8 protein-coding genes and 1 pseudogene are annotated in these 12,417 nt (G+C 73.2%); 1 reads left to right on the top strand and 8 read right to left on the bottom strand.

Going from position 1 to position 12,417, the window contains the following annotated elements; translation table 11 throughout:
- The 8 genes from B9S61_RS23215 to B9S61_RS23180 form a co-directional block, all read right to left on the bottom strand.
- Positions 1-957: hemolysin family protein (locus B9S61_RS23215; RefSeq protein ID WP_103544003.1), on the bottom strand; the 957-nt coding region annotated here is incomplete at its 3' end.
- Complete coding sequence (locus B9S61_RS23210; protein ID WP_103544002.1) at positions 954-2,291, bottom strand: hemolysin family protein; 1,338 nt, start codon at positions 2,289-2,291, stop codon at positions 954-956. The genes B9S61_RS23215 and B9S61_RS23210, both read right to left, overlap by 4 nt.
- A 189-nt stretch (positions 2,292-2,480) precedes the next feature.
- Positions 2,481-3,506: a hemolysin family protein gene (locus tag B9S61_RS23205; RefSeq protein ID WP_103544001.1), complete on the bottom strand. Its 1,026-nt coding sequence runs from the start codon at positions 3,504-3,506 to the stop codon at positions 2,481-2,483.
- Positions 3,503-4,840 (bottom strand): hemolysin family protein, encoded by a 1,338-nt coding sequence (locus B9S61_RS23200; RefSeq protein WP_103544000.1) that lies wholly within the window; start codon positions 4,838-4,840, stop codon positions 3,503-3,505. The genes B9S61_RS23205 and B9S61_RS23200 overlap by 4 nt, the downstream gene beginning before the upstream one ends.
- A gap of 259 nt (positions 4,841-5,099) precedes the next feature.
- Entirely contained in the window at positions 5,100-6,095 is a 996-nt protein-coding gene (locus tag B9S61_RS23195; protein WP_103543999.1) for an Acg family FMN-binding oxidoreductase, read from the bottom strand.
- A 211-nt stretch (positions 6,096-6,306) separates the two neighbouring features.
- Complete coding sequence (locus B9S61_RS23190) at positions 6,307-6,756, bottom strand: pyridoxamine 5'-phosphate oxidase family protein (protein ID WP_103543998.1); 450 nt, start codon at positions 6,754-6,756, stop codon at positions 6,307-6,309.
- Positions 6,757-7,090: 334 nt separating this feature from the next.
- Entirely contained in the window at positions 7,091-10,648 is a 3,558-nt protein-coding gene (gene putP / locus B9S61_RS23185; RefSeq protein ID WP_103543997.1) for a sodium/proline symporter PutP, read from the bottom strand.
- Between the two features lie 198 nt (positions 10,649-10,846).
- Entirely contained in the window at positions 10,847-11,731 is an 885-nt protein-coding gene (locus tag B9S61_RS23180) for a universal stress protein (RefSeq protein WP_103543996.1), read from the bottom strand.
- Positions 11,732-11,937: 206 nt separating this feature from the next.
- Between B9S61_RS23180 and B9S61_RS23175 the strand changes: the two are divergent.
- Positions 11,938-12,225 (top strand): annotated as a pseudogene (locus tag B9S61_RS23175) (sporulation protein); the annotation flags it as partial.
- Positions 12,226-12,417 lie beyond the last annotated feature (192 nt).

Below are 12,417 nucleotides of genomic sequence, written 5' to 3'. Positions count from 1 at the left end.
CGCCCCGGAGTCGTCACGGACCACGGCGAGCGAGGAGCGGCGGCGGCGCAGCAGGTCGATCGCCTCGGCGACCGTCGCGTCCTCGGTCAGGCCCGGCACCGGTCGGGCCAGCGCACGGGCGCTGGCGGCCCGTCCCTGGGAGCGGGCCACCACGGCGTCGCGGGCGTGCACCGAGCCGAGGACCGTGTCGTGCTCGCGGACCAGCAGCCGGGTGCGGTCCCGGTCCGCGGCCACGCGCAGGATCTCGTCCAGGCCGGCGCCGCCGTCCACCCAGACGATCTCGGCGGCCGGCACCCGCAGCTCCCGTACGGGTGTCTGAGGCTCGGTCAGCGAACGCGTCAGCAGCTCCGAGTCCGTCTCGCTGATCAGACCGAGCCGCTCGGACTCGGCCACCAGATGGGTGAGCTGCTCCCGGTTGTGCACCGAGGCCAGCTCGTCGCGCGGGGTGACCCGGCACAGTCGCACGAGGGCGTTGCTCACCGCGTTGAGGACGCGGATCAGCGGCCGTACGACCCTCACCACGGCCCGGAAGGGCGGGGAGAGCAGCATCGCGGACCGCTCGGGGTGGGCGATGGCCCAGGACTTGGGGGCCATCTCGCCGAGCACCATGTGCAGGAACACGACCACGATCATGGCGACGGCGAACGCGACGCCGTAGCTGAGCGCGCTGGGCAGGCCCAGCTTGTGCAGCAGCGGGTCGAGTTCGTGCGAGATCGCGGGCTTGGACACCGAACCCAGGCCCAGGGTGCAGACGGTGATGCCCAGTTGGGCGCCGGCCAGCATCAGGGACAGTTCGCGCATGCCGGCCAGGGCGGCCTTGGCGCCACGCCGCCCCTCGGCCGCGGCCCTCTCCATGCGGTGCCGTTTGGCAGCCACCAAGGCGAATTCGGCGGCGACGAAGAATCCGCTGCCGATCAGCAGCAGCACGGTGACGAAGAGCGCCATCGGGAAACTCATGCCTGCTCCTCCGGCCTTCCGGCCCGCCGCTCGATCCGTACGCGGTCGGGCACGTGCCGGTCGAGGGTGCGTACGTCGATCACCGCGGTAGCACCGTCGGGCAGTCCGATCGTGAGCCGGTCCCCGATGGCCGGGAAGCGGCCGAGCCGGTCGACGATCAGGCCGGCCACCGTGTCGTAGTCCTCTTCCTCGGGCAGTTCGACGCCGGTGGCCTCGGCCACCTCGTCCAGCCGGCGGCCGGCGTCCACCAGCCAGCCGTCACCGATGACGACGGCGACCTCGGTGACGGTGTCGGACTCGTCCGCGATGTCGCCGACCAGCTCCTCGGCGATGTCCTCGTAGGTGACGATGCCGGCGACACCGCCGTGCTCGTCCAGGACGACCGCGAACTCGTCGTCGCGCTCCCTCATCTGGGTCACGGCGTCGGGCAGGGGGAGGGTGTCCGGCAGCAGGAGCGGCCGCCGGGCGACCGCGCCGGCCGTGGTGCCGGTGAGACCGTCCGCGGGCAGGCGCATCAGTTCGGCGACGCCGAGGACACCGCCGATGTCGTCGGGGTGGTCGCCGAGCACCGGGTAGTTGGAGTGGCCGTGCCGGGCGATCAGACCGACGGCCTCGGCGGCGGTGGCGTCCCTGCGCACGAAAACGGCGTCCACGCGGGGCACCATCACCTCGTCCAGTGTCCGGTCGGAGAACTCCAGGGCGTGGTCGAGCAGGGCGGCGGTGTCCTTGGGCAGCGCGCCCTGTTCATGGGACTCGCCGATGAGGTGGCCGAGTTCCTCCAGGGTGGCGCCGTGGTGCAGTTCCTCGACCGGTTCGATGCCGGCCTTGCGCAGCAGCTTGTTCGCCGTCGCGTCGAAGACGTGCACGAGGGGTCCGACGATCTTCAGATAGGCCAGCGTGGAGCCGGCCAGCGCCTTCGCGAGCCGTTCCGGCACGGCGATGGCGAGGTTCTTCGGGGCCAGCTCGCCCAGCACCATCTGCACGACCGTGGCCAGTACGAAGGCCAGTACGACCGCGATGCCGCTCACGGCCGCGTCGGGCAGGCCCAGGCCCGACAGGGCGGGCCGGAGCAGAGCGGACACCGACGGCTCGGCGATGAAACCGACCACCAGTCCGGTCACGGTGATGCCGAGCTGAGCGCCCGACAGCATGAACGACAGCCGCGCCAGCACCTTCAGGGCGCGGGCGGCCCTGCGGTCGCCGGACTCGGCCTCGCGCGCCAGGGCGAGGCGGTCGGCGGAGACGTAGGCGAACTCCTGGGCGACGAAGTATCCGGTGCCGGCCGTCAGGACGAACACGGCCAGCACGCCCAGCAGGGCGTTCGCGGCACTCATCCGACACCATCCCGCCGTGTGCCGTCGTGCTCAGGTGCTGCCTGGCGGGATGGTCGGGGACTGCGCCCCGGGGGGTCCGTCGGTCTGGCGGACACGTACGTGCTCCTTCTGTGGATGTGTGATGCTGCGAACGGTCCCGGCCGGGCGTCTTGTTCCCGGCCGGGACCGTTCGGCCGGCGGCCGGGCTGCTCAGGCGGTGGCCGGAGCCGCCGGTCCGACCAGTTCGGACAGGACGTCCTCCATGGTCACGAACCCGATGACGGTGCCACTCTCGCCGACGACGGCGGCGAGATGGCTGTCCTCGGCCCGCAGGGCGGTGAGTGTGTCGTCCAGCGGGGTGTCGATGCGGACCCGGGTGACCTTGTGCAGCGCGGTGCGCGGGAAGGGCCGGTCACGGTCGGTGACGCCGAGGGTGTCCTTGACGTGCAGATAGCCGAGGACGGCACCGTCGGCCCCGGTGACCGGGAAGCGGGACAGACCGGCCTCGGCGGCCAGCCGTTCCAGCCGGGCCGGGGTGATGGTGTGGTCGGCGGTACGCATCCGATGCACGGGGACCACGATCTCGCCGACCGGACGGGTGCCCAGCTCCAGGGCGTCGCGCAGCCGCTGTCCGTCGGCGGGGCCGAGCAGCCCGGCCTCGCTGGAGTCGACGACCATGCGGGCGAGCTGGTCGTCGGTGAAGACGGACTCGACCTCGTCCTTCGGCTCGACGCGCAGCAGCCGCAGCAGGACGTTGGCGAAGGCGTTGATGCCGAAGACGAACGGCCGCAGCGCCCGGGTGAGCGCCACCAGCGGCGGGCCGAGCAGCAGCGCGCTGGGCACCGGTGCGGCGAGCGCGATGTTCTTGGGCACCATCTCGCCGATCAGCATGTGCAGATACGTGGCGAGGCTCAGGGCGATGACGAACGCGATCGGGTGCACCAGGCCGTGCGGGATGTGCACGGCCTCGAAGCCGGGCTCCAGCAGATGGGCGATGGCGGGTTCGGCGACCGCGCCGAGCACCAGGGAGGAGACGGTGATGCCGAGCTGGGCGGTGGCCATCATCGCGGACAGGTGTTCCAGCGCCCACAGGGTCATCCGGGCGCGTTTCTCACCCGCCTGGGCGCGCGGTTCGATCTGGCTGCGGCGCACCGAGATCAGGGCGAACTCGGCGCCGACGAAGAACGCGTTGGTCAGCAGGGTCAGGGCGCCGATGGCGAGCTGCAGGGCGGTCATCGGGTTCCCTCCACGGCCTGGGCGAGTGCGGCCATGGCCGGTTCGGTGACACGTATGCGGTCGGCGCGGTGGTGCTCGACCTCCAGCACGTCCAGCCGCCAGCCGTCCAGCTCCACCACATCGCCCTTGACGGGGATGCGGGCCAGGTGGGTGGCGATCAGTCCGGCGACGGTCTCGTACGGGCCGTCCGGTGCGGTGAGCCCGATGCCGGTGAGCCGGTCGAGGCGGACGCTGCCGTCGGCCTCCCACACGGCGCGTCCGTCCTCGGCGGCCGGGGCGGGTGCCAGGTCGGGCACCTCGAAGGGATCGTGCTCGTCGCGGACCTCGCCGACGACCTCCTCGACGATGTCCTCCACGGTGGCCACGCCCGCGGTGCCGCCGTACTCGTCGATGACGACGGCCATGGTGCGGTGCGCCCGCATCCGTTCCAGCAGCCGGTCGGCGGGGAGGCTGTCGGGGACCGGCAGGGGCGGGGTGGTCAGCTCGGTGACGGGCGTCCCGGCCCGCCGCTCGGGCTCCAGGGCGAGTACGTCCCGGATGTGGACGGTGCCGACGACGTCGTCGAGGCTGTCGCGGTAGACCGGGAAGCGGGACAGACCGGTGGCATGGCTGAGCGCGGCGGCGTCGGCGGCCGTGGCGTGCACCTCCAGGGCCCTGACGTCGACCCGCGGCGTCATCACGTTCTCGGCGGTCAGCTCGCTCAGATGCAGGGTGCGTACGAAGAGTTCGGCGGAGTCCGCCTCCAGGGCGCCCTCGGCGGCCGAGCGCCGGGCGAGCGCGCCCAGCTCCTCGGCGGTGCGCGCGGAGGCCAGTTCCTCGGCGGGCTCCAGACCGAAGCGGCGTACGAAGCGGTTCGCGGTGCTGTTCAGATGCCCGATGAACGGGCCGAAGGCGGCGGTGAACGCGCGCTGGGGTCCCGCGACCACCTTCGCGACCGCGGCCGGCCGGGAGATCGCCCAGTTCTTCGGGACCAGCTCGCCGATCACCATCAGCACCACGGTGGACAGCGCCACGCCCAGCAGGGTGGCCACCGTCGGGGCCGCACCGCCGAGGCCGAGGGAGCGCAGGGGACCGCGCAGCAGCGCGGCAAGGGACGGCTCGGCGAGCATGCCGATCACCAGCGAGGTGACGGTGATGCCGAGCTGGGCCCCGGACAGCTGGATCGTCAGACGCCGTACGGCACGCAGAGCGCTCTCGGCACCGCGCTCCCCGGCCGCGGCGGCACGCTCCAGCTCACCGCGCTCGACGGTGGTCAGCGAGAACTCCGCGGCGACGAAGACCGCGCAGGCCAGCGTCAGCAGCAGGGCGAGCAGGAGCAGCAGGACCTCGGTCACCGTGCCACCCCCGCTCCCCTGCTGGCCGTACGGCACGGACGGGCGGTGGTGGCACGGCTGCTACTGGGAGGATCACCCATCGGGTAACCGTCGCTCCTTCTCGGACGCGTGGCAGGAAATGGTGGGGAAACAGGATGGCCTGTTTCTACGCCAACTGTAAAGGAGCCGCAAAGTGACCGGTGCGGGGACCATGCCCGCACGGCACGTGCCGCACCGCGCGAGGCGCCCGGATCCCCGTCCGGACGGGACGGCGGCCGCCTCAGGTGATTTCCAGTACGTCCTTCACGGGGCGGCGGGGGGTCACCGGGCCGCGCGGGCCGTAGCCGAGGCGCAGCACCATGTGCACCTGCCCGGTGCCGGACGCCGGGTCGCGGGCCAGCAGCCGCAGCGCCGGTTCCTCCAGGGCCTGCGAGGTGAGGGAGGTCGCCAGATCGGCCAGGGTGGCCTCCAGCAGGACCCGCTCGAGCGCCTGCCCGGCCCGCAGCCAGTCCGCGGGGCTCTCGCCACGGGTACTCAGCAGCGCCAGGTGAGGGGTGTACTCGAACGCCGTGGTGCCGCGGTCGGCCACCGTCCGGCGGCCGGCGAAGTCACGGACCGGGGCCCTGCCGTCCTCCTTGCGCGGTCCGAAGGCGTACTCGGGAATGCCGTCGAGCGCCGTGTCGGCCTCGGTGCCCAGCCGGGTCCAGCGGAGCACGTCCTCGTTGGCACCGGGATCCGCGGCGTCCCGGCTCTCCGCGTCACGGACCAGGTCGAGCACGGTCTCGGCGTGCCAGGAACCGGGAAAGAGCAGCACGGCGCCCTCCTGGGCCGCGGCGCTCTGCAGGGTGGCCCGCACCTCACCGGGGATGTCCGTCTCGGCGAAGGGATGGCGGCTGGTGTGCCGCTCCCGGACGGCCGGGTGCAGCCGGCTCAGCTCCACGTCCGCGGGGCGGTGCGGGAGCGGGGCGGACAGCCGGACGGCGGCGAGCAGAAGGGGATCGCCGGGCTCGGGGAGGAGCTCCGTGTCCGCGACGAGGCCGGCGTGCGCGCAGGCGACCCGCAGATTGAACAGGGCCGCCCCGCAGCCGATGTGCAGCGCCCGGTTGTCGGGATCGGAGTGGGGCATGGCCCGCTCCGGGTCGGCCCGCAGCAGCAGAAGACGCTCCGCGCTCAGATAGCGGAAGCGCCAGGGCTGGGCGTTGTGCATGGACGGTGCGGCGGTCGCGGTGGCGACCAGCGTGGCCACCGTCCTGTCGTCGAGCGGTCGCGAAGCCATGCCATCCTCCTCGCACCGGCGGGTTCCCCTTTCCGGCGCCGGGAACCGGGGAGCGCCCCGGAGGTGGCGGTCGCGGTCGGCGAAGGGGGCCGCGCCTACGGTTCTCGTCGCTCCTTCAGTGTCCCGCCGGGCCCGGCGTCCGCCGTAGGGCCCCCGGGGCCCGGGTCGCGGGCCCGAACGGCCCTTCGTACGGGACCTGCCGGGGCCGCCGTCAGTCGTCCACCGTCGCCAGGTCCACTCCGTACAGGGTCCGCCCGCCGACGAGTTCGCGCCCGGTGACCAGCCCGGGTTCGATACGGATGAAGACCTCGCGCCGCGCGGGTGCCCAGGAGACCGGGCCGGTGCGGGACAGCCGCTCGCGTTCGGCGGGGTCGGTCACCACGGCGGCGGCGCCCGTGACGACCACGCTCCAGCCGGCCTGCCGGGCCGCGTCGACGACGTCGGTCTCGAAGGCGACCACCGCGCCGTCGACCGCGTGGGCCAGCGCCGAGCCCGCGGCGGTGCGCAGCAGGACGGCGCCGTCCTGCTTCAGGGTGAAGTTGACCGGCAGCACGGCCGGCATGGCCCGGCGCGTGTAGACGATGCGGCCGACGGGCACCGTGGCCATCAGCCGCAAGGCCTCCCGCCGCCCGAGTTCACGGAAACCGTCATGGGGATACATCTGCCAGCCCGTCCGTTCTTCGCCGGTACAGCGGTACTGCGTCCTTCAACTGTGAGCGGACCGGGTCCCGGACATGAGGGCCGACGGTCCCCGTCGGCACCGGAGAACGGCCCGGCATGTCCCTCCGCCGCCGGACCGGGGGCGTCCGCGGGTGCGGCGAGGGTCCGAGAGTGCGCGTGAAGGGCCGAGCCGGCCCACGGCATGAAGACCCGGCTCGTGAACGCCAGGACGGTCCGCGGGGGGACGGGAGACCCCGGATGCCCGGCAGGCTCCGGATGCGGGCCGGACGGGCTTCTCCAGTCCGTGGGACGCGGACGGGCCGGGAGGGCTGGGCTCAGGCGCCGACGAAGGGCTGTTCCGTCCAGATGACCTTGCCGGCCGATGTGTGGCGGGTGCCCCAGCGGTGGGCGAGCTGGGCCACGATCATCAGTCCGCGTCCGCCCTCGTCCGTGGTGCGGGCATGGCGCGGCCGCGGAGAGGTGCCGCTGGCGTCGGAGACCTCGCAGATGAGGTTGCGGTCCCGGATCAGCCGCAGGGCCACCGGTCCGGAGGCGTGACGGATCGCGTTGGTGACCAGTTCGCTGACGATGAGCTCCGTGGTGAACGCCAGATGGTCCAGGCCCCACTCCGACAGCTGCCGGACGGCGGAGTCACGGGCGTCACCTACCGCGGCCGGGTCGCTGGGCAGGTCCCAGGACACGACCTGGTGCGGCGAGAGGACCCTGGTCCGGGCCAGGAGCAGCGCGGCGTCGTCGGGCGGCGGGCCGGTCAGCAGGGTGTCGACCGCGCGCCGGCCGGTCTCCTCCAGCGTGGGGCCGGGCTTGGCGAGCACGTCGCCGAGCCGGGAGATCCCCACGTCGATGTCCCGGTCGGCGGTCTCGACGAGACCGTCGGTGTAGAACGCCAGGAGGCTGCCCTCGGCCAGCTCCAGTTCGACGGATTCGAACGGCAGGTATCCGAGGCCGAGGGGCGGCCCCGCGGGCAGGTCCAGGATCTCGGCGGGGCCGCCGGGGCCCACCAGGACCGGCGGGAGATGCCCCGCGCGGGCCAGCGCGCACCGTCCGGCGACCGGGTCGTACACGGCGTACAGGCAGGTCGCCCCCATGAAGCCGGCGCCCGACTCGGCCGCCTGCTCGCTGTCGTCGTGCGCTCCCATCAGGCCGATGACGAGGTCGTCGAGGTGGGCGAGCAGTTCGTCCGGGGGGAAGTCGAGATTGGCGAGGGTGCGCACCGCGGCACGCAGACGTCCCATGGTCGCGGCCGCGTTCATCCCGTGTCCGACGACGTCCCCGACGACGAGGGCGACCCGGGCCCCGGACAGCGGGATGACGTCGAACCAGTCCCCGCCCACGCCGCTGGGGACGCCGGCCGGCCGGTACCACGACGCGACGTCGAGCGCGGATCCGCCCGTCAGGGCCTGCGGCAGCAGGAACTGCTGCATGGCCCGGGACGCGGTGCGCTCCCGGGTGAAGCGGCGGGCGTTGTCGATGGACACCGCCGCGCGGGAGACGATCTCCTCGGCGAGGCGAACGTCGTCGTCCTCGAAGGGGGCGAAGCGCCGTGTCCGCGCGAAGGTCGCCACACCCAGGGTGACGCCGCGTGCCCGTACCGGTATCACCAGCAGTGAGCGGTAGTCGTGGTCGAGGATCGTCGCGCCCAGGGAGGGGTCCTCGGTCACCCAGGCGCTGGTGTCGCGGTCCAGTGTGCGTTCCACCAGGGTCCTGCTCTGCTGCAGGCAGTGCGTCACGGGCGAGGAGGGGGCGCGCCGGACCGCTTCCCCCACGGCCAGGGAGCCCTCGGGGCAGCCCTCGCGCATCGAGGCCTGTCCCGCGCGGCGGATGACGGGAGCCATGCCCACCGGTCCGGGAGCCGGTTCCTCGCCCTTCATGACGGAGTCCAGCAGGTCGACGGCGACGAAGTCGGCGAGGGGCGGCACGGCCTCGTCGGCCAGTTCCTGCGCGGTGCGCCAGATGTCCAGTGTGCTGCCGATCCTGGAGCCGATGCCGTTCAGCAGTGCCAGGCGTTCCTGGGCCCGCCGGCGTTCGGTGACATCGATGAGCATGTACAGGATGCCCACGGCGCGGTCCCGGCGGTCCTTCATCCCGAAGAAGGACACGGAGATCGTGCGAGCCCGCGCGGGGTCGTCGGTGGTGGTGCGGAACTCGCAGTCCATGACGGGGCGTCCCGTGCCGAGGACGGAGCGCATCTTCTCCTCGAAGAGCGCCGCCTCCGCCGCCGGGAGCACTTCCACCGCCCGCCGTCCCAGGCGCTCGCCCAGGGGCACCAGGCGGTCCAGGGGCTCGTTCACCCAGACGTAGCGCAGGTCGGTGTCGAGGACCGCCAGACCGACCGGTGCGTGGGCGAGGAAGGAGGTGAGCATCAACTGGCTCATGCCTCCCCCGGGCATCCGCCAGAAGGCCCGTTTCGGCGGCCGGCCGACGTACCGCCCGAACAGGAGGGCGGCGGCCGTGGCCACCAGGACGCCCGGGACCATCTCGTAGACACTCGATTCGAGCGGTCCGAGCAGGGGGTTGATCCGGTCCCACAGCAGCACGGTGCCCGCGCCCGCCACGATGCCGGCCATGGCCCCCGCCCAGGTCATGCGGGGCCAGTACAGCGACAGCAGCACAACCGGCCCGAAGGCGGCTCCGAAACCCGCCCAGGCGTGGGCGACGATGTCCAGCACCCCGTCGCCCCGGAGCGCGATGAGGAAGGCCACGAGGATCACCAGGACCACCGTGCCGCGTCCCACCCACACCAGCACCCGGTCGGTGGCGCGCCGGTTGAGGAAGGCCCGGTAGAAGTCCTCCGTCAGCGCCACGGAGGAGACGAGGAGCTGGCTGTCCGCGGTCGAGACGACGGCGGCGAGCACCGCGATCAGCATCACACCGGCGACCCACGGGTTGAGCAGGGCCTCGGACAGGGCGATGAACACCGTGTCCGGAGCGGTGAGCGCGGGGACGAGTTCCCCGATCCCCGCCAGGCCGACGAGCGTGGCACCGGCGAGCACGACCACCACCCAGGCGGTGCCGATGCGCCGGGCCGCGGGCACGTCCCGGACACTGCGGATGCTCATGAAACGGGCCAGGATGTGCGGCTGTCCGAAGTAGCCGAGGCCCCAGGAGAGCAGCGAGACGATCGCGACGACCCCGAGCGTGCCGTCGGCCGACCACAGACCGCCTCCGTAGTCGACCAGGGCGCCGGGGTCGCGCAGCGCGGGCTCCTGGCTGTCGAGGGCGTCGCCCAGGGCGCCGAAGCCGCCGAGCGAGACGATGGCGGTGACGGGCAGCACGACCAGCGCGACCAGCATGAGCGTCGCCTGCATGACATGGGTCAGGCTCACCGCCAGGAAGCCGCCCAGACACGAGTAGATGACGATGACCAGGGCGGTGAGGCTGACTCCCAGCCCGAACCGGAGATCGAAGACGGTCTCGAACAGCAGGCCGCCCGCCACCAGGCCACTGCTGACGTAAAGGGTGAAGAACACCAGTGTGACCGCGGCGGAGACCAGTCTGAGCATCCGGGTGCGGTCCTCGAACCGCTCCTCCAGATAGGCGGACAGGCTCACGGCGTTGTCGGCCCGCTCGGTGTAGGTGCGCAGTCTCGGTGCGACGAAGAGCCAGTTGAGGTAGGTGCCGGCGGCGAGGCCGAGGGCGATCCAGGCGGAGCCGATGCCCGCCGCGTAGACGGCGCCGGGGAGGGCGAGGAACAGCCAGCCGGACATGTCGCTGGCGCCGGCGGACAGGGCGGCCACGGACGGCCTGAGGCGGCGCCCGCCCAGGGCGAAGCCGGAGAAGGTGCGAGTGCGGCTCAGGGCCCAGAGTCCGGTTCCGACCATGGCGGCCACGTACAGGACGAACGTGGTCACGATCGGGGCACTCACGTTGAACATAGGTCCTCGCCCGGGAAGTCCGCGATCAGGGGTACGTCCGTCCTCCGGCCCGCCGGTTCAGCTCCCCGGCACTTCGACACATCGGAATTTCGGCACTCCGGCACTTCGGCGTCAAATCTACCGATTTCACACCCTCGCAACCATGCGGCCGCCGGAACCACCGCGTGGCGGACTCCGGCGGACGCGCCGGCACCGCGGTCAGAAGTGCGGCACCACGACCACGGGGCAGCCGGCCCGCTGCAGCACCGCATGGGTCACCGGTCCGGTCCGCGGGGCCCGCGGACGGTCGGTGAGCCGGCGGCCGACGACCAGGAGCTGCGCCGTGGACGCCGCCCTCAGCAGGGCCCCCGACGGCTTGCCCCGCACCACCGTCTCCGCCACCTCGACGTCGGGGTACTTGTCGCGCCACACGCGCAGTACCGCGGAGAGGAAGCTCAGCCACTCCTCGGCCCTGCCGGGGTCCCCCACCAGGCCGGCCCCGCCGGCGCCGGGGGTGAGCGGCTCGGGCGCACGCCACGCGTGCAGCACTCTCAGCCGCGAACGGCACAGGCGGGCCGGCTCGAAGGCGAACCGGATCACCTCGTCGCACGGCTCGACCACGTCGAGGCCGAGGACCACGTCCCGCCGTCCGGCACGCCGGCCGCCGGTCCCGACGCCTCCGTCCCCTTCGGTGTCCGCCCGTACGAGGACGACGGGGTGCGTGGACCGCGCCACCACTCCGAGCGCGACCGAGCCCATGAGGAGTCCGGTGATACGGCCCGGACCGCTGGAGCCCAGCACCAGCAGGTCGGCGTCCTCGCCGGCTTTCACCAGGGCCTCGGCCGCCGGTCCCTCGACCTGGTCGCCGTACAGGCGCACACCGGGGCACGCGGCGCGGACGCCTTCCTCCGCCTGCCGCAGGGCCCGCTGCGCCGGGGTCCGCCGGGCCGCGCCCACGATCGGTTCCTCGTGGCGCGGACTCCGGGCGCGTACGTGCAGCAGCCGGAGTTCCCGTCCGCGGCGGGTGGCCTCGCGTGCCGCCCAGACGGCGGCCGCCAGGCTCTCGACGGAGCCGTCGACACCGGCGACAACAGGAGCAAGCATGACGCGCACCTCCGGAACAGGGACTTCTCCCCCGCTTCCAGCGTCGCCTCGGCGGCGGGGCCCGCCCAGGGGCCAGGGGGTCACCGTCGCGGGCCATCAGGCCCCATACGGGACGGCCCCTCCGGTCGGCCGGGAGGGGATCCGGACGAGTTCGGGCGAGTTTCCGGACGGTTCGGCCGACGGGAAGCGCACGCACGTGCGACCCCACCGTGGGCCACCACGAATCCCGTGACTGGAACGCCGAGGTGGACGGCTGGGTGCGCCGGCTGGCCGAGCGGGGCGGGCCCGGCGGGCACACCGGGCACACCGGGCACTACGGAGACGGCGAGCACCACCACCACGACGGCGACCACCGGTCCGGACCCGGCACGGGGACGGCCGTCGCGGCGGGCGCGGCGGGCCTGGCGGTCGGTGTCGTCGGCGGCATGGTCGCGGCCGAAGTGGTCGACGAGATGGGGGACTTCTTCGAGGGCGACGAGGAGGACGAGGAGTGACGGCGGCACCACCGGCGTCGGGCGGCCGCTGCCGGTGACCCCGGCCCACCGGCGGCTTCGCCAGGCCGGAGGAGTCCGGGCAGGTCCGGGCGGGTCCGGGCAGGTCCGGGCAGGTCCGGGCAGGTCCGCCCCGCCCGGCTCACAGGGGGGTGGCCGCGTACAGGATCAGGGCCATCGTCACGGCGGAGTTCG

Origin of the sequence: Streptomyces sp. SM1 (genome assembly GCF_002910825.1) — a bacterium.
Taxonomy (GTDB): domain Bacteria; phylum Actinomycetota; class Actinomycetes; order Streptomycetales; family Streptomycetaceae; genus Streptomyces; species Streptomyces okerensis.
This window is presented reverse-complemented; position numbering and strand designations above follow the sequence as displayed.